Raw genomic sequence first — 22,215 nt, 5'->3', positions numbered from 1 at the left:
ATGTACTTGACGCCTCAGCATGTATTGCTTGCCGGAGCTACCGGGTTAACCGGTGAACACTTGCTTGATCGCCTGCTCAACGAGCCCACGATCACGCGCGTATTGGCCCCCTCACGCCGGCCGCTGGCCGAGCATCCGCATCTGGAAAACCCGGTCGGCGACCCGGCGATGTTCCTGCCGCAACTTAGCGGTCGCGTCGACATCGCCTACTGCTGCCTCGGCACCACGATCAAACAGGCCGGCTCGGAAGCGGCGTTCCGCGCGGTCGACCTGGACATGGTGGTGGCCTTCGCCAAACGGGCGCGGGAAATGGGTGCGCGACACTTGATCGTTATCAGCGCCTTGGGGGCCGATCGCAGATCCTCGGTTTTCTACAACCGGGTCAAAGGCGAGATGGAGTACGCATTGCGCGCACAAAACTGGCCACAGCTGACCATTTGTCGACCTTCGGTGTTGCTGGGTGAACGCCTCGAACCGCGCCTGGCCGAGCAGTTCGCCGGTCCGTTGTCCCGCTTGATCCCTGGCAAATACCGCGGCATCGAAGCGTGCCAACTGGCCCGGGCGATGTGGCGACTGGCGCTGGAGGAGCAGGATGGGATACGGATTGTCGAGTCGGATGAGTTGCGCAAGTTAGGCAAGTAATTTTGTGGCGTCTGTAATGACGCCTTCGCGAGCAGGCTCGCTCCCACACGGATCTGTGTCGTTCACAAATCCAATGTGGGAGCGAGCCTGCTCGCGATAGAGCGCGAAGCGCTCTCCTACAATCCACCCGTCGCCTGAAAACTCACACCGATCACCGTCAGCACCGACAACGGCAACAACAGCGTATCAAGCAACGCGCTGGCCGGCAGATCGACACCCGGATAGCTCGGCGCCTGCGCCCCAAAACGATCCATCGCACAGCAACCGCCATTCAGGGCGTACAAATCCAGGCGCGTCCCCGAATACACCACCGGCGCCCCCGGTTTGGCAGCATCCAGCGTGCGTGCCGTGGCGCAACCCGCCAGTTGCAACGCGAGCACAATCGTCAGCAGCTTATTCATCGCTGGTCAGATGGTGTTCGCCCCAACGCGGCAGCATGTCTTGTGGAATGTTCAGCAGGTTGAGAATCCGCGCCACCACGAAGTCGATCAGGTCATCGATGGTCTGCGGCTGATGATAAAAGCCCGGCGACGCCGGCAAAATGGTCACGCCCATGTTCGACAACTTGAGCATGTGCTCCAGATGAATGCTCGAATATGGCGCTTCACGCGGCACCAGAATCAACTGGCGACGCTCCTTCAGCGTGACATCGGCGGCGCGCTCGATCAGGTTGTTGCAGGCACCGGTGGCAATGGCCGACAACGTGCCGGTCGAACACGGCACGACCACCATCGCCGACGGCGCGCCGGAGCCCGAGGCCACCGGCGACATCCAGTCTTCCTTGCCGTACACCCGAATCTGCCCGGCGGCAGCGCCGGTGTATTCGGTGAGGAAGGCCTGCATCATTTGGGTTTTCGGCGGCAGCGTGACGTCAGTCTCGGTGGCCATCACCAGTTGCGCAGCCTTGGAAATCAGGAAGTGCACCTCGCGGTCTTCGCGGATCAGGCAGTCCAGCAGGCGCAAACCGTACTGGGCGCCCGAAGCGCCGGTCATCGCCAGCGTGATGCGTTCCGGGCCGTTGTTCATTGCAGCGCCTCGGCGAGTTTGCCGTGCAGGCCGCCGAAGCCACCGTTGCTCATGATCACCACGTGAGTGCCGGGCTGCGCCTGGCTCTTCACACGGTCGATGATGCCTTCCAGCGATTCGCTGACGATCGACGGCACACTGCACAGCGCGGCGGTCGCGCCCAAATCCCAACCGAGGTTGGCCGGTGCGTACCAGATCACTTGATCGGCATCGACGACGCTTTCCGGCAAACCATCGCGGTGCGCGCCAAGTTTCATGGAGTTGGAACGCGGCTCGATGATGGCGATCAGCGGCGCGTCGCCGATGCGTTTGCGCAGACCGTCGAGGGTCGTAGCGATGGCCGTCGGGTGATGGGCAAAGTCGTCATAGATGGTAATGCCGCGGACCTCGGCGACCTTTTCCATCCGGCGCTTCACGCTTTTGAACGCGCTCAACGCGGCGATGCCCATCGACGGCACAACACCGACATGCCGCGCGGCTGCCAGGGTGGCCAGTGCGTTGGCAACGTTATGCTGGCCGGTCATGTCCCACTCGACCACACCTTGAGCGACGCCTTCGAACATCACTTCGAATTTCGAACCGTCTTCGCTCAGCAGTTTGACCTGCCACTGGCCACCGGCGCCGGTGGTTTGCACCGGGGTCCAGCAGCCCATCTCGATCACGCGCTGCAACGCCGGTTCGGTGGTCGGATGGATCACCAGGCCTTCGCTCGGGATGGTCCGCACCAAATGGTGGAACTGTCGCTCGATGGCCGGCAGATCGGGGAAGATGTCAGCGTGATCGAACTCCAGGTTGTTCAGGATCGCCGTACGCGGGCGGTAGTGAACGAACTTGGAGCGCTTGTCGAAGAACGCACTGTCGTACTCGTCGGCTTCGATCACGAAAAACGGTGTGCCGCCCAGACGTGCCGACACCGAGAAATTCTGCGGCACGCCGCCGATCAGGAAACCGGGGCTCATGCCCGCGTGTTCCAGCACCCAGGCCAGCATGCTGCTGGTGGTGGTTTTGCCATGCGTACCGGCGACAGCCAGTACCCAGCGGCCCTGCAACACGTGATCGGCCAGCCATTGCGGACCGGAGACATAAGGCAGGCCTTTGTTCAGTACGTATTCAACAGCCGGGTTGCCGCGGGACATGGCGTTGCCGATGACCACCAGATCCGGCGCCGGATCGAGCTGGGCGGGATCATAACCTTGGGTCAGTTCAATGCCTTGCGCCTCAAGCTGAGTGCTCATCGGCGGATAGACGTTGGCATCGGAGCCGGTCACGTGATGGCCCAGCTCTTTGGCCAGAACCGCCATCGAACCCATGAAAGTGCCGCAGATACCAAGAATATGAATGTGCATTAGTCGACCTCGTAAAACATGGCCGCAGGTTAGCGTAGGGAGGCGAAAATCGCACCTTGTGTTTGTAGGAGCGAGCGGTGCGGCGACCCGACTTGCCCGCGAATGCCATCACACGGTTCACCTGATGCACCGCGTTATCGTTCTTCGCGGGCAAGCCTCGCTCCTACGGGGCCGGTGCAATTACCGGGCGATGCCGTGTTTACGCAGCTTTCTATACAGGGTGTTACGGCTGACACCCAACTGCTCGGCGGTATGGGTCATGTGCCAACGGGTTTGCTCCAGCGCATTCAGCAACGCCAGGCGTTCGGCATCGTCCAGCGGATGTTCGCAAGGCTGTTCAACAGCAACAATCGGCACCGGTCGCGCCTGTCGAATCATCACCGGCAAATCCTCCAGCCCGATCCGCCCACCATCACACAACGCCGCCAAGGTGCGCAGCACGTTGCGCAGTTGCCGCACGTTCCCGGGCCAGGCGAAACCCAGCAACGCCTGGCGTGCGGGCTCATCAATCAGCACCGTCTCCCCGCCCGCTTCTTCCGCCAGCAGAAAGTCGAGCAACTGCGATTTGTCACTGCGTTCGCGCAACGCCGGCAACGCAATCTCCAGCCCATTGAGCCGGTAATACAAATCCTCGCGGAAGCTTCCGTCCTGCACCCGTTCCAGAAGATTACGGTGAGTCGCGCTGATGATCCGCACGTTGACCGCCTCCGGCTCGCCGCCAATCGGCACCACTTGTCGGTCTTCCAGCACTCTTAATAGCCGGGTCTGCAACGCCAGCGGCATGTCGCCGATTTCATCGAGAAACAAGGTCCCGCCATCCGCCTGCTGCAACTTGCCGCGCATGCCTTCCTTGCGTGCGCCGGTGAAGCTGCCGCCGCGATAGCCGAACAACTCGCTCTCGATCAGGCTTTCCGGGATGGCCGCGCAGTTGAGCGCGACAAAGGCTTTTTCGGCCCGCTGACTGGCCTGGTGCACCGCTTTGGCGAAGGCCTCCTTGCCGGACCCGGTTTCGCCGTTGATCAACAGCGGCACATCCCGTTCGAAGACGCGCAGGGATTTGCGGAAGTCTTCCTGCAACCCCGTATCGCCCAGACAAATACCCGACAGGCGCGCAGGTTCGGCAATGACCCGACTGGGCACTACCGGCACCGGAATACTGCGCGGCTGACCGCGCAACACGGCAAACAGGCTGCGCCCGTCACGTGTTCGCAACGGCCAACTGGCGCTGGCATTCACACTCGCGCGGCCCAGCAACTCATCCAGCGAGCAATCGAAAAACGCCTCGACCGGTTTGCCCAGCAGCCCGCCGCGACTATGCCCCAGCAGGTTCAGCGCGCTCTGATTGACCGCGCTGATCCGACCTTCGCCGTCGAACGCCAGCAGCCCTTCGCTGAACAGCCCGACGGATTCCGCCTGCAGGTGAAAACGCAGCAACCATTGATTGTCGAAGTAACGCAGGAAATAGCAGCTCTCGATCATCTTCGCCGAGAGATTGACCAGGGCCATGGTGTGGAACTGACTCTGCCGCGAGACCTCGTGCCGCGCCGAGGACACGTCGAGCACCGCCAACAGTTCTCCATGCGGATCGAACACCGGGCTCGCCGAGCAAGTCAGCCCAGTGTGACGACCACGAAAATGTTCGTCCTGGTGAATGGTCAGCGACTGACGCTCCACCAGGCAGGTGCCGATGCCGTTGGTGCCTTCGCAGGCTTCGCTCCAGTCGGCACCGAGCCAGAGGCCGGCGCGTTCGAAAATCTTCCGCTCGGCGGGTGCCGTCACACAATTAAGGATCACCCCCCGCGCATCCGTCAGCAGCACCGCATGGCCGGCGCCGGACAGCTGCTGATGAAGACTGCTCATTTCGTTGCCGGCGATGTGCAGCACTTGCTGCAAGCGTTCGCGGCTTTCGAGGACACGGCCGTGCTCCAGCACCGTCGGCGCCATGGTCAGGGCCGGGTCGAGGTGATAGTCCTCAAGACAGCGCAGCCAGGAACGGGCGATGGACGGATCGCTGCCGGGACCGTGCAGGTGGGATTTCCCCTGGGTCACGGTCAGCACTTGCTGGGCATGGCGACTCAAATGGTTGTCGTGCATTTCTTATTATTCTCCCCGAGAGGTTTACGCCGACCCTGTAGGAGCGAGCGGTGCGGCGACCCGACTTGCCCGCGAAGGCGATGACGCGGTTTGCCTGATGCACCGCGTTATCGTTCTTCGCGGGCAAGTCGGGTCGCCGCACCGCTCGCTCCTACAGGGAGGTTCGAGCATCCTCCAGCCTAGCCCGCATTGCAATGCTGGCAAGACCGGCCAGTCACAAGCTGTGCCACAAGCGGTACAAACTGTCACTGGGACTGTACCGAATCCGTCACGGGCGCCGCCCGCCTGTCCGACAGAAACTACGCAAGGCCTTGATTTGCTTGACCTGCAGGGCAGTGGCCCGACCTTTGCTCTACGCTTATAGCAAGCGCACATGCGCCTCTCTAATAAGTACAAAAGCCAAGGAGAAAACACCATGCGTTACGCTCACCCCGGTACTGAAGGCGCTATCGTTTCGTTCAAAGCCAAATACGGTAACTACATCGGCGGCGAGTTCGTCGCGCCTGTCAAAGGTCAGTACTTCACCAATACCTCGCCAGTGAATGGCCAACCAATTGCCGAATTCCCGCGCTCCACGGCCGAAGACATCGACAAAGCCCTGGACGCTGCCCACGCCGCTGCCGATGCCTGGGGCGCTACGTCCGCCCAGGCGCGCTCGCTGGTTCTGCTGAAAATCGCCGACCGCATCGAGCAGAACCTGGAACTGCTGGCGATCACCGAATCCTGGGACAACGGCAAAGCCGTTCGCGAAACCCTCAACGCCGACATCCCGCTGGCCGCCGACCACTTCCGTTATTTCGCCGGTTGCATCCGCGCGCAGGAAGGCAGCGCTGCCGAGATCGACGGCAACACCGTGGCCTATCACATCCATGAACCGCTGGGCGTGGTCGGGCAGATCATCCCGTGGAACTTCCCGATCCTGATGGCCGCGTGGAAACTCGCCCCGGCGCTGGCGGCGGGTAACTGCGTGGTGCTCAAGCCTGCAGAACAAACACCGCTGGGCATTACAGTACTGGTCGAGCTGATCGGCGACCTGCTGCCACCGGGCGTGCTGAACATTGTTCAAGGCTTCGGCAAAGAAGCCGGCGAAGCGCTCGCCACCAGCAAACGCATCGCCAAAATCGCCTTCACTGGCTCGACCCCGGTCGGCTCGCACATCATGAAGTGCGCCGCCGAAAACATCATCCCGTCCACCGTGGAGCTGGGTGGCAAATCGCCGAACATCTTCTTCGAAGACATCATGAAAGCCGAACCGTCCTTCATCGAGAAAGCCGCTGAAGGCCTGGTGCTGGCCTTCTTCAACCAGGGCGAAGTCTGCACCTGCCCGTCCCGCGCGCTCGTTCAGGAATCGATCTACGACGACTTCATGAAAGAGGTGATGAAAAAAGTCCTGTCGATCAAACGCGGCGACCCGCTGGACACCGACACCATGGTCGGCGCCCAGGCGTCCGAGCAGCAATTCGACAAAATCCTTTCGTACCTGGAAATCGCCAAGGGCGAAGGTGCCGAGCTGCTGACCGGCGGCAAGGTGGAAAAACTCGAAGGCAGTCTGGCGACGGGTTATTACATCCAGCCGACCCTGCTCAAGGGCACCAACAAAATGCGTGTGTTCCAGGAAGAAATCTTTGGCCCAGTGGTGAGCATCACCACGTTCAAAGACGAAGCCGAAGCCCTGGCCATCGCCAACGACACCGAGTTCGGCCTCGGCGCCGGCCTCTGGACCCGCGACATCAACCGCGCCTATCGCATGGGCCGCGCCATCAAGGCCGGTCGCGTGTGGACCAACTGCTATCACCTGTACCCGGCGCACGCCGCGTTCGGTGGCTACAAAAAATCCGGCGTCGGTCGTGAAACCCACAAAATGATGCTCGATCATTATCAGCAGACCAAAAACCTGCTGGTGAGCTACGACATCAATCCGTTGGGCTTCTTCTAACCCGGCGCGAAACCGCGTAACGGCCTTCGCGGGCAAGCCTCGCTCCTACAAGGATTGCGTTGTACCTGTAGGAGCGAGGCTTGCCCGCGAAGACATCCTCAATGACACACCAAACATCGCCCTGCCGCTCTGGCACGGGCTTTGCGTGCCCGCTCCACACCAAAATGCAGTTCCCGAAAGTCCAACAGATCAAACAATAAAAAAGACAGCGAGGACTTATGACTTCTTCCACACAGCTCAAACCCACACTCGGCACCCTGCATCTATGGGGTATTGCCGTCGGCCTGGTGATTTCCGGCGAGTACTTCGGCTGGAGTTACGGCTGGGGCACCGCAGGCACTCTGGGTTTCCTCGTCACCGCCCTGATGGTGGCGACGATGTACACCTGCTTCATCTTCAGTTTCACCGAATTGACTACCGCCATTCCCCACGCTGGCGGGCCCTTTGCCTACAGCCGACGGGCCTTCGGCGAGAAAGGCGGCTTGATTGCCGGCATTGCCACGCTGATTGAGTTCGTCTTTGCGCCGCCGGCCATTGCCATGGCCATTGGCGCTTATCTGAACGTTCAATACCCGGAACTTGACCCCAAGATTGCCGCCGTTGGCGCCTATTTCGTGTTCATGACGCTCAACATCCTTGGCGTCAGCATTGCCGCCACGTTTGAACTGGTGGTGACCGTGCTGGCCGTCGCCGAGTTGCTGGTGTTCATGGGCGTGGTCGCACCGGGCTTCAGTTTCAGCAATTTCGTGCTCAACGGTTGGTCGGGCTCGAACGAGTTCACCATCGCCTCAATCCCCGGCATCTTTGCGGCGATCCCGTTTGCGATCTGGTTTTTCCTCGCGATTGAAGGCGCGGCGATGGCGGCCGAAGAAGCCAAGGACCCGAAACGCACGATTCCCAAGGCGTACGTCAGCGGCATTCTGACGTTGGTGTTCCTCGCGATCGGCGTGATGGTAATGGCCGGCGGTGTGGGCGACTGGCGTCAATTGTCGAACATCAACGACCCGCTGCCTCAGGCGATGAAAGCCGTGGTCGGCAACAATTCGACCTGGATGCACATGCTGGTCTGGATCGGCCTGTTCGGGCTGGTGGCGAGTTTCCACGGGATCATTCTCGGCTACTCGCGTCAGTTCTTCGCCCTGGCCCGTGCTGGCTACCTGCCACGCTCGCTGGCCAAACTGTCACGCTTCCAGACCCCGCACCGCGCCATCCTGGCCGGCGGCGTGATCGGCATCGCGGCAATCTACAGCGACGGCCTGGTCAACCTGCAAGGCATGACGCTGACGGCAGCGATGATCACCATGTCGGTATTCGGCGCCATCGTGATGTACATCATCAGTATGCTGAGCCTGTTCAAGCTGCGTAAGACCGAGCCGAACCTGGAACGCAGCTTCCGCGCGCCGGGTTACCCGATCGTACCGGGGATTGCGCTGTTCCTGGCGGTGGTGTGCCTGGTGGCGATGGCGTGGTTCAACACACTGATCGGCTGCGTGTTCCTCGGTTTCATGGCGGCCGGCTACCTGTATTTCCAATTGACCGCCAAGCAGCGCTTCGATGCGCCGGCGGATGCGATGCTTGAAGGCGTCTGAACTGCACCGGCGCCGGGCTAACTTCCCGGTGCCTGCTTTATTGAAGTGCACACAGATTCAAATGTGGGAGCGGGCTTGCTCGCGAATGCGGTGTGTCATTCAGTACATATTTTGAATGACATACCGCATTCGCGAGCAAGCCCGCTCCCACAGGAGGTTCGGTGGTGTATTTGAGTTATTGATTTGATCAGGAGGACACCGTGGCCACATTTGCCCATTCCATCGGCGCCCAGACCTACCGCTTTGCCAGCCTCAAAGAGGTCATGGCCAAGGCCAGCCCGGCACGTTCCGGGGATTTCCTGGCCGGCGTCGCCGCCCTTAACGATGGCGAGCGCGTCGCCGCGCAAATGGCCCTGGCTGATATCCCGTTGACTCACTTCCTGCAGGAAGTGCTGATTCCTTACGAGGCCGATGAAGTCACTCGACTGATCATTGACACTCACGACAAACAAGCTTTCGCCGTGGTCAGCCATCTCACCGTCGGCGGGTTTCGCGACTGGCTGCTCAGCGATGCCGCCGACGAACAGAGCCTGCGCGCCCTCGCACCGGGCCTGACGCCGGAAATGGCCGCAGCGGTGTCGAAAATTATGCGCGTGCAGGACCTGGTGCTGGTCGCGCAGAAAATCCGCGTGGTCACGCACTTTCGCGGCACCATGGGCCTGCGGGGACGCTTATCCACCCGCCTGCAACCCAACCACCCCACCGACGAACCGGCCGGTATCGCCGCGAGCATTCTCGACGGTCTGCTGTACGGCAACGGCGACGCGATGATCGGCATCAACCCGGCCACCGACAGCATTGCCTCGATTTGCGCGATGCTGGAAATGCTAGACGCGATCATCCAGCGCTACGAAATTCCTACACAGGCCTGCGTGCTGACCCACGTCACCACGTCCATCGAAGCGATCAATCGCGGCGTTCCGCTGGACCTGGTGTTCCAGTCGATCGCCGGCACCGAAGCGGCCAATGCCAGCTTCGGCATCAACCTGAACGTGTTGCAGGAAGGTTACGACGCCGGTTTGAGCCTGAATCGCGGCACGCTTGGGCAAAACCTGATGTATTTCGAGACCGGCCAGGGCAGCGCCCTGTCGGCGAACGCCCACCACGGCATCGATCAACAAACCTGCGAAACCCGCGCCTACGCGGTTGCCCGACATTTCAAACCGTTTTTGGTGAACACCGTCGTAGGATTTATCGGCCCGGAATACCTCTACAACGGCAAACAGATCATCCGCGCAGGCCTGGAAGACCACTTCTGCGGCAAATTGCTGGGCGTGCCGATGGGCTGCGACATCTGTTACACCAACCACGCCGAAGCCGACCAGGACGACATGGACACCCTGCTGACCCTGCTGGGCGTGGCCGGGATCAACTTCATCATGGGCATCCCCGGTTCCGACGACATCATGCTCAACTACCAGACCACTTCGTTCCACGACGCGCTCTACGCCCGACAAACCCTGGGCTTGAAGCCGGCGCCGGAGTTCGAACAGTGGCTGGCCAAGATGGGCATTTTCACTCAGGCCGATGGCAAGATTCATTTCGGCGAGCGCCTGCCGCCAGCCTTCCGCCAGGCGATGGGGCAACTGGGATGAGTGTCGAGATGGATAAACCGCCTGTTGATTCAGAAAATCCTTTGCTGGAACTGCGGCGCCTGACCCCGGCACGGATTGCCCTCGGCCGCACCGGCACCAGCATGCCGACCAGCGCACAGCTGGATTTCCAGTACGCCCACGCCCAGGCTCGGGACGCGGTGCACCTGCCCTTCGACCATGCCGGGCTCAGCGCGCAATTGGCCGAATGCGGATACGAAAGTGTGCTCCTCCACAGCGCCGCCACCAACCGCGACAGTTACTTGCAGCGCCCTGACCTGGGGCGAAAATTGAGCGATGAGTCCGCGCAAATCCTGCGCAACCATGCTTCAGCCTATCCCGGCGGCGTCGATCTGGTGATTGTCGTGGCCGATGGTTTGTCGGCACTGGCTGTGCACCGTCACACCGTGCCCTTCCTTTCGCGCATGCGAGAGCAGATCGAAGTCGATGGCTGGACGGTTTCACCGGTGATTCTGGTAGAACAAGGCCGGGTCGCGGTAAGCGACGAAATCGGTGAGCTGCTGGGCGCAAAAATGGTGGTGATCCTGATTGGCGAACGCCCTGGCCTCAGCTCGCCAGACAGTCTGGGATTATATTTCACCTACAATCCAAAGGTTGGTCTGACGGATGCCTACCGCAACTGCATCTCCAATGTGCGACTGGAAGGCTTGAGTTATGGCATGGCGGCACACCGCTTGCTTTATCTGATGCGCGAAGCCTGTCGGCGGCAGTTGTCGGGGGTCAACCTGAAGGACGAAGCGCAGCTTCAGACGCTGGAATCGGATGCAGGTGCGGACATGAAAGGTAATTTCCTACTGAGTCTGCCGGATGCCTGAACCGTTTCCGCATTGCGTTTCTGATTGGATTTCAGGCAGGATCGAAACACGGCTGCCCGAGTGAAGAACCGTTCGCCGTCAGAGCACGTGAAGACAGCCACTTGAAGACGAGACCTACCGATGCGGATTATTCAAGCGACCCTCGAACACCTGGACCTGCTGACCCCGTTGTTCGTCAAATATCGCGAGTTTTATGGTTCCCTGCCGTATCCGGACTCGTCCCGGGCGTTCCTTGAGAAACGCCTGCGTCGCAAGGAGTCGGTGATCTACTTGGCCCTGGCCGATGACGACGACAAGAAGCTGATGGGTTTCTGTCAGCTGTACCCGAGCTTTTCGTCGCTTTCGCTTAAACGCGTGTGGATCCTCAACGACATTTATGTCGCCGAAGACGCCCGCCGGCAGTTAGTAGCTGACAACCTGATGCGCACCGCGAAAAAAATGGCCAAGGAAACCAATGCCGTGCGCATGCGCGTTTCCACCAGCAGCGACAACGAAATCGCACAGAAAACCTACGAATCCATCGGGTTCAAGGAAGACACCGAGTTCAAAAACTACGTGCTGCCGATCAGCGACGAGCTTTGATCCGCACCGAGCCCTCGTAGGAGCGAAGCTTGCTCGCGAAAGCGGTCGGACATCCGGCGGATATGCTGAATGACAGACCGCTTTCGCGAGCAATCGAGCGTCGACCGGCCGCCCCTACAAAAAAAGCAGACCGCGCCGCCGGTCTTGCGCGACACTCCTCGCTACAAACTCGACGCGATTTTCACTTTTCAGTCCGTATAATCCCGATCTTTCCGGCTTGTAAGAAAAACTACATTCGCTTGTAGCCTTACATGAAGTCATCCGCACAGGCCTGCCGAGTCGGGCCGTCACCACAGGTGCCCCCATGGATTTCAACCCGCTCGACCTTATTCTGCATCTCGATGTTTACCTCGACTTGCTGGTAAATAACTACGGGCCATGGATCTACGCCATCCTGTTTCTGGTGATTTTCTGCGAGACCGGCCTGGTGGTGATGCCTTTCCTGCCGGGCGATTCCCTTCTTTTCATCGCCGGCGCCGTGGCGGCCGGTGGCGGCATGGACCCGGTATTGCTCGGTGGCCTGCTGATGCTGGCGGCGATCCTCGGGGACAGCACCAACTACATCATCGGACGAACGGCGGGTGAGCGACTGTTCAGCAACCCGAACTCGAAAATTTTCCGCCGCGATTACCTGCAACAAACCCACGACTTCTATGACAAGCACGGCGGCAAAACCGTATCGCTGGCGCGTTTTATGCCGATCATTCGCACCTTTGCACCGTTCGTCGCCGGCGTGGCAAAAATGCCTTACCCACGATTCTTCTTCTTCAGCGTCCTCGGCACCATCCTGTGGGTTGGTGGTTTGGTGACCCTCGGTTACTTCTTCGGCAACGTGCCGTTCATCAAGAAAAACCTCTCGCTGCTGGTAGTGGGCATCATTCTGCTTTCGCTGTTGCCGATGATCATCGGCGTGATTCGCAGCCGCTTCGGCAGCGCCGCATCCAAAGCCGAACCACACTGAACGATGTGGTCGCTCAGCGCCTGGCGTCGCCGGCGCATCCTGGCCAAACACCCGATTGCCGACGATATGTGGCAGCGGGTGCGCCATCACCTGAGTTTTCTCGACGGCATCAGCGCGGCTGAGGACCAGTGGTTGCGCGAAGCCTGCGTACTGTTTCTCGACGACAAACACCTGACCGCCCTGCCCGGCGTCGAACTCCACCAGGAGCAGCGTTTGCTGCTCGCCGCCCAGGCGCAATTGCCGTTGCTGAAGCTGGGCGATCTGAACTGGTATCAGGGTTTTCACGAAATCGTCCTCTACCCCGACGACTTCCTCAGCCCGCAGCGCCATCGCGACGCCAGTGGCGTTGAACACGAGTGGGACGGCGAACACAGCGGCGAAGCCTGGCAGCAAGGCCCGATCATTCTGGCCTGGCCCGGCGTGATGGCCAGTGGTGGCTGGGAAGGCTACAACCTGGTGATCCACGAACTTGCGCACAAGCTCGACATGCTCAACGGCGACGCCAACGGCCTGCCACCGCTGCACGCGGACATGCGCGTCAGCGACTGGGCCAGGGTCATGCAAGAGGCCTACGACGATCTCGACGGACAACTGGAGCGCAACCCGGACGCCGAAACCGCCATCGACCCCTACGCCGCGGAAAACCCCGCCGAGTTCTTCGCGGTCACCAGCGAATACTTCTTCAGCGCCCCGGATTTGCTGCACGAGGCTTATCCACAGGTGTATGAGCAGTTGAGGCTGTTTTACCGGCAGGATCCACTGGCGCGTCTGCGGCAACTTCTGGCCGAGAACCCTGTCTATCAGGCACACGACTAAGGTCTACACAACCTCTGGTCCGTAGCGTGATCGGCGGAATATGCCTATAATCGCCGCCACTTTTTGGTCAATCCGGCCAAGTGTTTTTGGTCAACTAACGGGGGCACCGCCCAATGAGCTACAGCAAGATTCCGGCTGGCAAAGACCTGCCGAACGACATCTACGTCGCGATCGAGATTCCGGCCAACCACGCGCCGATCAAATACGAAATCGACAAAGACAGCGATTGCCTGTTCGTTGACCGTTTCATGGCCACCCCGATGTTCTACCCGGCCAACTACGGTTACATCCCGAACACCCTGGCTGACGACGGTGATCCCCTCGACGTGCTGGTCGTGACCCCTTACCCGGTTGCTCCAGGTTCGGTCATCCGCGCTCGTCCGGTCGGCATCCTGAACATGACCGACGACGGCGGCGGCGATGCCAAAGTCATCGCAGTCCCACACGACAAGCTGTCCCAGCTGTACGTCGACGTGAAGGAATACACCGACCTGCCACCGCTGCTGATTCAGCAGATCGAGCACTTCTTCGCGAACTACAAAGATCTCGAAAAAGGCAAATGGGTGAAGATCGAAGGCTGGGCCGGTGCAGACGCCGCCCGCGAAGCGATCACCAAGTCGGTTGCTGCCTATAAAGGCTGAGACGCCACTGGCCTTACGCCACTGACGACTTGAAAAAACCCCGGTTAATCCGGGGTTTTTTGTGCCCGCAGAAAAGCATTTAAACGTGCCGTTTAACCATCCGGTGAATCGGTTTTTTCTTGTTTAATTTTTACTCGATACGTCTTACATCCGGTCTTAAATTTCCCTCGTATTTTGAACGGTTCGTTTATTCAAAGCCTCGCCATAGGCCCGTAAACTCGTGCCCATGAAGAAAAAAAACACTAGCGGTCCACGGTTTAAAGCGCTCCTCAAAGTAGCGAACATCACGACGACCGGATTTGCCGAATTCCTCGGCACGGCGCCGCAAAACGTCCACAACTGGTACACCCGCGGTGTGCCCGATCACTGCATGGAAGCCGTCGCCAGAAAGCTCTCGGTCAACAGCGAGTGGCTCAAATATCTCGAAGGCCCGAAAGACGCCAAACACCTGCGTCTGGTCAGCGACACCGGCAACACCTTCGACGCCCAGGCCCTCCGCGGCATCTACACCGTCATCGAACCCACCGATGTCGAATTGCCCTTTTACAAAGAAGCGCCCGTCGCTCCCGGCTCCAGCAAAACCCACGTGATCGAGGACACCAGCCACCCCATCCGCCTACCCCGAAGCCACCTCGACTCCCTGGAAATCAACCAAGCGGATGCCATCTGCGCCTACATGATCGGCAACAGCATGGCCGAGAAAATTGAAGACGGTTCAACCATCGCCATCGATCGCGGCCTGACCCAGATTGTCGATGGAGAAATTTACGCGATCGAACACGACGGGATGCTTCGCATCAAGTACCTGCACCGGATGCCAGGGAATGGATTGCGATTGCGCAGCCACAACAGCGCTGAGTACCCGGATGAGACGTTCAGGGCGGTGCAAATCGAAGAGCAGAACATCCGGGTGTTGGGGTGGGTGTTTTGGTGTTCGACGCTAAACAAGCGTCGCCCGCCCATTCCGTTCCTGTAACACCGCGCCGCGCCCCTTCGCGAGCAAGCCCGCTCCCACAGGGATTACGTAGAACCTGTGGGAGCGGGCTTGCCCGCGAAGGCGGTGGAACATTCACCTCAAAACCCGGATCAGCTACCCGATCCCAAGCAACTAACAGCTCTACCCCGCACACCACACTGGGAATTCCCCAAAAAAATCAGTATGCTGCGCCCCACATTTACGCATCGACCCGCCCCGCGGCTCCGATCGCACTGACAAGGCAGATGATTTTCTCGCCGAGTCCCACAGCCGGACGCAAGATCCGGGTGTACGTTTTGAAGGCTGGCGCGGTTTACCAAAAATGAACCAAGCCAGTCCCCGAGAAGCCGGCCACAAGCCGGCTTTTTAATGCCTGAAGCCTTTATAAAATATGGCCTTTATCGCAAGCCCCTATTCCAGCCCATACTTCAGTCCATATCTAAACGCAGATCGCAGATCGCAGATCACAAATCACGAGCTCTGGGTCATGGCAAACACCTGGGACACTTCCTGCAAATGAGCCCTGGTTAGCCACAAGCGGATCCTCAAAGACCTATCGCCCCTGCATTGCCTATGACATGTAGGCAGCTCGACGGGTTAAACTCGGCTTTTTTGCCTACCCGAAGGAACTGTCGCGTGAATACGGAAAACCATTCCCAGACGGCCGCCTTTCTCTGGTCGATTGCCGACCTGCTGCGTGGTGATTTCAAGCAGTCCCAGTACGGACGCATCATCCTGCCATTCACTCTGCTGCGGCGCATGGAGTGTGTGTTGGCGCCGACCAAGGATGCCGTGATTCGCGAGTTCTACGCCCAGGAAGGCCGCCCAGACACCGTACGTGAAATGTATATGCTGCGTGCGGCAGGTGGCCTGCAGTTCTTCAACGCCTCGCCGCTGACCCTCGGCACTCTGTCCGATACCCAGACCCCAGCCGACCTGATGAGCTACGTGCAGTCCTTCAGCAAGGACGCCCGCGAGATATTCGAACACTTCCACTTTGAAGACTTTGTTCAGCAACTGGCCAGCGCTAACCTGCTCTATCAGGTGGTGCAACGGTTTGCTGCCACGGACCTGAGCCCCGAGCGTATTAGCAACTTCGGTATGGGAATCATCTTCGAAGAACTGATCCGCAAGTTCGCCGAAAGCTCCAACGAAACTGCGGGTGAGCACTTCACCCCGCGCGATATCGTGCACCTCACTACTTCGCTGGTGATCACCGATCAGGACCATAAACTCGCGCCCAACAGCATTGTCACCATCTACGATCCAACGGCGGGTACGGGTGGCTTTCTGTCCGAAGGCGACGAGTACATCCAATCCATAAGCGAAAAGGTCAGCGTCTCCCTGCACGGGCAGGAGTTAAATCCCGAGTCCTACGCCATTTGCAAAGCAGACATGCTAATCAAGGGCCAGGATGTGGCCAGCATCAAGCTCGGCAACACGCTTTCTAACGACCAATTAACCAACAAGCACTTCGACTTCATGCTCAGCAACCCGCCGTTCGGCGTGGAATGGAAGAAGGTGCAAAAACAGATCACCGACGAGCACAGTCACAAAGGTTTCGATGGCCGCTTCGGCCCCGGCCTGCCACGAGTGTCCGACGGTTCACTGCTGTTCCTCCTGCATCTGGTCAGCAAAATGCGTGACCCACGCGACGGAGGCTCGCGAATTGGCATCATCCTCAACGGCTCGCCACTTTTCACCGGCGGCGCGGGCTCGGGTGAGTCGGAGATTCGCCGCTACCTGCTGCAAAACGATCTGGTCGAAGCCATCGTCGCGCTGCCAACGGACATGTTCTACAACACCGGCATCGCCACCTATGTCTGGATACTAAGCAACCACAAGGCCGCGGAACGCCAGGGCAAGGTGCAGTTGATCGATGGCAGCCAGCACTTCGCCAAGATGCGTAAGTCGCTGGGCAGCAAGCGCCAGTACATCACCGAAGATCAAATCAGCGAACTGGTGCGCCTGTATGGCAGCTTCGAGCACACAGCACAGAGCAAGATCCTCCCCATCGATGCCTTCGGCTACCGCCGCATCACTGTTGAGCGCCCGCTACGGCTGAGTTTCCAGACAAGTGCCGAGCGCCTCGACAAGGTGTTGGAAGAAAAAGCCCTGCAAAAGCTCGACAGCACCGCTCAGCAGCAACTGATGACCGCTCTGCAAGCCATAGACGCAAGCCAACTCTACCGAAACCGCGAACAGTTCACCAAGGTTCTGAAAAAATCCCTCGCTACGCACAGCGTCAGCCTCAACTTGCCGGAGCTCAAAGCCCTGCTCAATGCCCTGAGCGAGCGCGACCCCGAGGCGGATATCTGCATCACCAAGGGCCAGCCGGAAGCGGACGCTGGCTTGCGTGACAACGAGAACGTGCCGCTGGGCGAGTCGGTGTATGACTACTTCCAGCGCGAAGTCATCCCCCATGTGCCGGAGGCCTGGATCGACGAAACCAAAACCGACGCTCAGGATGGCGACGTCGGCATTGTCGGTTTCGAAATTCCCTTTAACCGGCACTTCTACGTGTTCCTACCGCCGCGCCCGCTAGCCGAAATTGACCGCGACCTGAAAATCTGTACCGACAGCATCAAACGTATGATTGAGGGGCTGTCGGCATGAGCTTGCTTGCATATCAGAAGCTGAAACCGTCAGGTATTGAGTATTTGGGCAAAATTCCAAATCATTGGTCATTAAAGCGACTTGGCGATCTTGTTGCTTTTGCTCAGGGCAAGGCGCATGAGCCGTATATTGACGATGACGGCGACTACATCTGCGTTAACTCTAGGTTTGTTTCGACCTCGGGAAAAACGATTAAGACATGCAATATCAATCTAACCCCTGCTTCGTTAAACGATATATTGATGGTAATGAGCGACCTGCCCAATGGGCGGGCACTTGCTCGGGCATATTACGTTGGTGATCATGGCAAGTACGCCGTGAATCAGCGGGTGTGTCGAATCACCGCAGAAAAGGCATATCCTCGTTTCTTGTTTTACTTGTTAGATCGTCACCCTGGACTTATGCAAAATGACGATGGCGTGCATCAAACCCATCTTTCAAACGCCGATTTTCAAAAGCTAAAGCTCTATTTACCAACAATTTCAGAGCAAAACCAAATCGCCCGCTTTCTCGACCACGAGACAGCCCGCATCGACGCGCTGATCGAAGAGCAGCAGCGCCTGATCGAACTGCTCAAGGAAAAGCGCCAGGCTGTGATTTCCCACGCCGTCACTAAAGGCCTCGACCCTACTGTGCCGATGAAAGACTCGGCCGTGGAGTGGTTAGGCGAGGTGCCAGCGCATTGGGAATTAACCGCCGTGAAATATGTAGTTGAGAGCCTGAGTCAAGGATGGAGTCCTCAGTGCGACAATTATCCGGCTGAGGATTGCGAGTGGGGTGTATTAAAAGTTGGGTGTGTAAATGGGGGAGTATTTAATCCAGCTGAAAATAAGCGCCTACCGGATGAGCTTGAACCAGATGCGAGATTAGCGATAAAGAAAGGGGACATGTTGATATCAAGAGCAAACACCCGAGAACTTGTTGGCAGTGCTGCTGTTGCTGTCAGCGACTATCCATGGCTAATGCTCTGCGACAAACTTTATCGATTGCGTTTGAACGCTAAGAGAGTCGCTCCCGAGTTCTTGGCGCTATACCTCGGATCAAGCGCTCCGAGGAGTCAGATTGAATTGGCTGCAAGTGGCGCAAGTGACTCGATGCAAAATATATCGCAGTCAGTAGTTATGGATATGCCTCTGCCCTTGCCGCCAGTCGGCGAGCAGGAGGCCATCTTGCGACTCCTAGGTGACACACTGAAATACTCCGATGAGCTAGTTGCGGATGTCACTATTCAACGCTGCCTACTCCAAGAACGCCGCTCCGCCCTAATCTCCGCCGCCGTCACCGGCAAAATCGACGTGCGCGGCTGGCAGCCTCCGGCCAGCGCGCCATCCCCCGAATTAGCACAAGAGGCCGTGTAATGGCGGACAGCAAGGAAGCTCAGTTTCAGCAGGACATTATCGACGCCCTGGCCGCTCAAGGCTGGCGAGTTGGTACTGCCAGCGGCTACAACCGGCGTACGGCGCTGTATACCGAAGATGTGCTGGGCTACTTCAAGGAGGCCTGGCCGGAGCGCTGGGACAAGTTCGCCAAGGCCAACCCGAATGCACCAGATGACGTGCTGGTACAGAAGCTGGTGCGCGAGCTTGAGCAGAGCGGCACCCTGGATGTGCTGCGCCATGGCTTCAAGTTGCCGGCGGTGAAGGTGGAGCTGTGCAGCTTCCAGCCCGACCACGGTATGAACCCGGATACCTTGAAGCGCTACCAGTGCAACCGCCTGCGCGTGGTACCGGAGGTGTCCTACTCGCCGCATGCGCGTGAGGCTGGCAGCAGTGGGCAGAGCTACAATCCACGGCTGGATCTGGTGCTGTTCGTTAACGGCATCCCCACAGCCACGCTGGAGCTGAAAAGCGAGTTCAAGCAGTCGGTCGAGAACGCCAAGCGTCAATACCGTTACGACCGCCCTGTGAAAGACCCGCTGACACGCAAGCCCGAACCGCTGCTGACCTTCAAGCGTGGCGCGCTGGTGCATTTTGCCGTAGGGCAGTATGAGGTGGCGATGACCACGAAACTGGCGGGCAAGGACACCTTCTTCCTGCCCTTTAACCTCGGCAGCGAGGAAGGCGGCGCTGGTAACCCGATGCCTACCGACGACAGCCAGTACTCCACCGGCTACCTGTGGCAAAGGCTGTTGCAACCAGATGCTTGGCTCAAGGTGCTGGGGCGCTTTCTGCACCTGGACAAAAAAACCAGCGAAGGCTTCGACGGCTCGCTGGTTACCAAGGAAACGATGATCTTCCCGCGTTACCACCAATGGGAAGTGGTCAACAAACTGGTCAACACCACCCGCGCCGAAGGACCTGGCAAGCGCTATTTAATCCAGCACAGCGCCGGCTCGGGCAAGTCCAACTCCATCGCCTGGACTGCGCATCAACTGGCCTCGCTGTACAACGACGCCGGCGAGCGCCTGTTCAACTCGGTGATTGTGGTCACCGACCGCACGGTGCTGGATAGCCAGTTGCAGAACACCATCTACCAGTTCGAGCATGCCCAGGGCGTGGTCAAACCGATCAGTCGTGATGTCGGCAACCAGAGCAAGTCCGAACAACTGGCTGAGGCGCTGGCTGAGCAGACGCGCATCATCATCGTCACCATCCAGACTTTTCCTGCGCTGTTCGATGCCCTAGACCAGTACCCCAAGCTGGCTAGCGGGCGTTATGCGGTAATCGCTGACGAGGCGCATTCATCCCAAACTGGCACGTCAGCCAGCAAGCTGAAACAGATCCTAGGCAGCGATGCGCTGGACGCCGAGGAAGTCAGCGCCGAAGAGTTGTTGGACGCAGCCGTACAGGCGCGCCAACCGAATGAGCGCATCAGTTACTACGCCTTCACTGCCACACCCAAGGCCAAGACCCTGGAGCTGTTCGGTCGCCCGGTCGACCCCACGCTGCCGGCCAGTTCCAGCAACAAGCCGGAGGCTTTTCATCTGTATTCCATGCGCCAGGCTATCGAGGAGGGTTTCATCCTCGACGTGCTGCGCAACTACACCACCTACAGCACCGCTTGGAAGATCGCCCACCCAGATGGCGAAGACGACGAGGTGGACAGCAAGAAGGCGCGCATCAAGCTAGCGCGCTGGGTGCGTTTGCATCCATACAACATCAGTCAAAAGGTTGAAGTGATCGTCGAGCACTTCCGCGCCAATATTCGCAATTTGCTCAATGGCCAGGCCAAGGCCATGGTGGTGACCAGCAGCCGCCAGGAGGCTGTGCGTTACCAGTTGGCGGTGAGAGCCTACGTACAGCAGATGGGTTACAACGATGTCCACCCGCTGGTGGCGTTTTCCGGCAGCGTGCTACCGGATGAGGTGATCCCCGAAGAGGTGACGGAAAACAGCAGCCTGCTCAACCTTGGCCTGAATGGCCGCGACCTGGCAGTGGCGTTCGACACCCAAGACTTCAACGTGATGATCGCGGCCAACAAGTATCAGACTGGCTTCGATCAACCCAAGCTGTGTGCCATGTACGTGGACAAGAAGCTGCAAGGCGTGGACTGCGTACAGACCCTGTCGCGGCTGAACCGCACTTTCGGTGACAGCAAGGAAACCTTCATCCTCGACTTCTTCAATGAGCCGCAGGATATTCTCGACGCCTTCTTGCCGTACTACACCAAGGCCGAGCTGACCGATGTAACCGACCCGCAGATCATCTATGACCTGCAGAAAAAGTTGGATGCCGAGGGGATCTATCACTGGCAGGAAGTCGAGGCTTTCGCCATGTCCTTCTTCGACCGCAAGGCGGCGGCCAGCAAGCTCAGCTATTACTGCGCGCCGGCCAAGGAGCGCTTTGCCAAGCGTTATGCCTTCTCGGTGGAGTCGCATCAGCAGGCGCTGGATTACAAGCGCATGGCCGAGGCGAACGGTGACAGCGCCGGCCTGAAAAAAGCCGAGCATGCGCTGAAAGAGACCGGCGAACAGATCGATCAACTGGACCTCTTCCGAAAGAATCTGCAGAGCTTCGTGCGCCTGTACGAGTTCCTCTCGCAGATTGTGCCCTATGAGGACCGCGAACTAGAGCAGCTCTGCGTGTACGCCAAACATCTACACCCGCTGCTGCGCTTCGATCGCCTGCAACAAGACGACGTGGACGTGGGCGAGCTGCAACTGAGCCACTACCGCCTGAGCAAGCGCGCCGAGCATCAGTTGCGCCTGAACGAGGAAAACGGCGAATACACACTCAAGCCCGGCAGTGATGTGGGTAGTGGTAAGCCTCATGATCCGGAGAAGAAGCGCTTGTCAGAAATTATCGAGGCGCTGAACGATATCTTCGGTGCAGAGGTGAGCGATGACGATCAGTTGCAGTTCCTCACCGGTATCGCCCAGCGTATCAGGCGCCAGGAAGATGTGATGGCCCAGGTGAACAACCACTCCGTGGATCAAGTGATGCATGGCCTATTTCCTAAGCGCGTTCTCGATACCGTATTGGACGCCATGACAGACCACGAGAAGCTGTCGCTGGAAGTTTTGGATAACGAAACGAAGAGCCGGGCGTTTGCACTGGTGATTTTGAAGATGCTGAAATCGGCAGTGAGCCTTGATGAGACATTCCACAGGCGTAAGGAGTGAC

Annotated in this window: 17 protein-coding genes; 13 read left to right on the top strand and 4 right to left on the bottom strand. The window is 58.9% G+C overall.

The annotated features are described in order from the left end of the window. Positions 1-642: an oxidoreductase gene (locus ACYZUC_RS23795; RefSeq protein WP_008035759.1), complete on the top strand. Its 642-nt coding sequence runs from the start codon at positions 1-3 to the stop codon at positions 640-642. A 116-nt stretch (positions 643-758) separates the two neighbouring features. Here the strand turns inward: ACYZUC_RS23795 and ACYZUC_RS23790 are convergent, their stop codons facing one another. From ACYZUC_RS23790 to ACYZUC_RS23775, 4 genes are all read right to left on the bottom strand, one after another. Beyond that, positions 759-1,043, bottom strand: coding sequence for a YceK/YidQ family lipoprotein (locus ACYZUC_RS23790; RefSeq protein WP_461990761.1), 285 nt, complete (start codon positions 1,041-1,043; stop codon positions 759-761). After that, positions 1,036-1,668 (bottom strand): flavin prenyltransferase UbiX, encoded by a 633-nt coding sequence (gene ubiX, locus ACYZUC_RS23785; protein ID WP_008035761.1) that lies wholly within the window; start codon positions 1,666-1,668, stop codon positions 1,036-1,038. The genes ACYZUC_RS23790 and ubiX overlap by 8 nt, the downstream gene beginning before the upstream one ends. Next, positions 1,665-3,014, bottom strand: coding sequence for a UDP-N-acetylmuramate:L-alanyl-gamma-D-glutamyl-meso-diaminopimelate ligase (mpl, locus tag ACYZUC_RS23780; protein WP_192228057.1), 1,350 nt, complete (start codon positions 3,012-3,014; stop codon positions 1,665-1,667). Before mpl ends, ubiX begins: the two co-directional genes overlap by 4 nt. Before the next feature lie 180 nt (positions 3,015-3,194). Next, on the bottom strand, positions 3,195-5,108 hold the full coding sequence (locus ACYZUC_RS23775; protein ID WP_461990759.1) for a sigma-54-dependent Fis family transcriptional regulator: 1,914 nt from the start codon (positions 5,106-5,108) through the stop codon (positions 3,195-3,197). 415 nt (positions 5,109-5,523) lie between these two features. Here ACYZUC_RS23775 and exaC point away from each other — a divergent pair, with 415 nt between their 5' ends. The 12 genes from exaC (at position 5,524) to ACYZUC_RS23715 (ending at position 22,214) form a co-directional block, all read left to right on the top strand. Further along, positions 5,524-7,044: an acetaldehyde dehydrogenase ExaC gene (exaC, locus tag ACYZUC_RS23770; RefSeq protein WP_008035766.1), complete on the top strand. Its 1,521-nt coding sequence runs from the start codon at positions 5,524-5,526 to the stop codon at positions 7,042-7,044. 218 nt (positions 7,045-7,262) lie between these two features. Further along, positions 7,263-8,633, top strand: coding sequence for an ethanolamine permease (gene eat / locus ACYZUC_RS23765; RefSeq protein WP_461990756.1), 1,371 nt, complete (start codon positions 7,263-7,265; stop codon positions 8,631-8,633). Positions 8,634-8,833: 200 nt separating this feature from the next. Continuing rightward, positions 8,834-10,228, top strand: coding sequence for an ethanolamine ammonia-lyase subunit EutB (locus tag ACYZUC_RS23760; RefSeq protein WP_461990754.1), 1,395 nt, complete (start codon positions 8,834-8,836; stop codon positions 10,226-10,228). An 8-nt stretch (positions 10,229-10,236) separates the two neighbouring features. Continuing rightward, on the top strand, positions 10,237-11,061 hold the full coding sequence (gene eutC / locus ACYZUC_RS23755) for an ethanolamine ammonia-lyase subunit EutC (protein WP_461990752.1): 825 nt from the start codon (positions 10,237-10,239) through the stop codon (positions 11,059-11,061). Positions 11,062-11,181: 120 nt separating this feature from the next. Further along, positions 11,182-11,643, top strand: coding sequence for a GNAT family N-acetyltransferase (locus ACYZUC_RS23750; RefSeq protein ID WP_008035780.1), 462 nt, complete (start codon positions 11,182-11,184; stop codon positions 11,641-11,643). Positions 11,644-11,947: 304 nt separating this feature from the next. Beyond that, a complete protein-coding gene (locus ACYZUC_RS23745) occupies positions 11,948-12,604 on the top strand; it encodes a DedA family protein (RefSeq protein ID WP_461990750.1) in 657 nt (218 codons plus the stop codon). A gap of 3 nt (positions 12,605-12,607) precedes the next feature. After that, on the top strand, positions 12,608-13,420 hold the full coding sequence (locus tag ACYZUC_RS23740) for a M90 family metallopeptidase (RefSeq protein WP_461990748.1): 813 nt from the start codon (positions 12,608-12,610) through the stop codon (positions 13,418-13,420). Between the two features lie 113 nt (positions 13,421-13,533). Next, on the top strand, positions 13,534-14,061 hold the full coding sequence (ppa, locus tag ACYZUC_RS23735) for an inorganic diphosphatase (protein WP_003205933.1): 528 nt from the start codon (positions 13,534-13,536) through the stop codon (positions 14,059-14,061). Between the two features lie 226 nt (positions 14,062-14,287). Next, positions 14,288-15,037 carry a S24 family peptidase gene (locus ACYZUC_RS23730; RefSeq protein WP_461990745.1) on the top strand — a complete coding sequence of 250 codons (750 nt, stop codon included), beginning with the start codon at positions 14,288-14,290 and terminating at the stop codon, positions 15,035-15,037. Between the two features lie 636 nt (positions 15,038-15,673). Next, on the top strand, positions 15,674-17,653 hold the full coding sequence (locus ACYZUC_RS23725) for a type I restriction-modification system subunit M (protein WP_461990743.1): 1,980 nt from the start codon (positions 15,674-15,676) through the stop codon (positions 17,651-17,653). Next, on the top strand, positions 17,650-19,011 hold the full coding sequence (locus ACYZUC_RS23720; RefSeq protein ID WP_461990741.1) for a restriction endonuclease subunit S: 1,362 nt from the start codon (positions 17,650-17,652) through the stop codon (positions 19,009-19,011). The genes ACYZUC_RS23725 and ACYZUC_RS23720 overlap by 4 nt, the downstream gene beginning before the upstream one ends. Next, a complete protein-coding gene (locus ACYZUC_RS23715; protein WP_461990739.1) occupies positions 19,011-22,214 on the top strand; it encodes a type I restriction endonuclease subunit R in 3,204 nt (1,067 codons plus the stop codon). Before ACYZUC_RS23720 ends, ACYZUC_RS23715 begins: the two co-directional genes overlap by 1 nt. Position 22,215: the final 1 nt, after the last annotated feature.

It is taken from the genome of Pseudomonas sp. GT1P32, assembly GCF_054897805.1.
The sequence above is the reverse complement of the archived record's forward strand: the minus strand, read 5'-3'. Positions and strand labels throughout refer to the sequence as shown.

Coding starts and splice junctions, on each gene's coding strand:
- ACYZUC_RS23790 (WP_461990761.1), bottom strand. CDS start 1,043: ATGAATAAGCTGCTGACGATTGTGCTCGCGTTGCAACTGGCGGGTTGC.
- ACYZUC_RS23720 (WP_461990741.1), top strand. CDS start 17,650: ATGAGCTTGCTTGCATATCAGAAGCTGAAACCGTCAGGTATTGAGTAT.
- ppa (WP_003205933.1), top strand. CDS start 13,534: ATGAGCTACAGCAAGATTCCGGCTGGCAAAGACCTGCCGAACGACATC.
- ACYZUC_RS23715 (WP_461990739.1), top strand. CDS start 19,011: ATGGCGGACAGCAAGGAAGCTCAGTTTCAGCAGGACATTATCGACGCC.
- ubiX (WP_008035761.1), bottom strand. CDS start 1,668: ATGAACAACGGCCCGGAACGCATCACGCTGGCGATGACCGGCGCTTCG.
- ACYZUC_RS23795 (WP_008035759.1), top strand. CDS start 1: ATGTACTTGACGCCTCAGCATGTATTGCTTGCCGGAGCTACCGGGTTA.
- eutC (WP_461990752.1), top strand. CDS start 10,237: ATGGATAAACCGCCTGTTGATTCAGAAAATCCTTTGCTGGAACTGCGG.
- exaC (WP_008035766.1), top strand. CDS start 5,524: ATGCGTTACGCTCACCCCGGTACTGAAGGCGCTATCGTTTCGTTCAAA.
- ACYZUC_RS23730 (WP_461990745.1), top strand. CDS start 14,288: ATGAAGAAAAAAAACACTAGCGGTCCACGGTTTAAAGCGCTCCTCAAA.
- eat (WP_461990756.1), top strand. CDS start 7,263: ATGACTTCTTCCACACAGCTCAAACCCACACTCGGCACCCTGCATCTA.
- ACYZUC_RS23740 (WP_461990748.1), top strand. CDS start 12,608: ATGTGGTCGCTCAGCGCCTGGCGTCGCCGGCGCATCCTGGCCAAACAC.
- mpl (WP_192228057.1), bottom strand. CDS start 3,014: ATGCACATTCATATTCTTGGTATCTGCGGCACTTTCATGGGTTCGATG.
- ACYZUC_RS23750 (WP_008035780.1), top strand. CDS start 11,182: ATGCGGATTATTCAAGCGACCCTCGAACACCTGGACCTGCTGACCCCG.
- ACYZUC_RS23745 (WP_461990750.1), top strand. CDS start 11,948: ATGGATTTCAACCCGCTCGACCTTATTCTGCATCTCGATGTTTACCTC.
- ACYZUC_RS23775 (WP_461990759.1), bottom strand. CDS start 5,108: ATGCACGACAACCATTTGAGTCGCCATGCCCAGCAAGTGCTGACCGTG.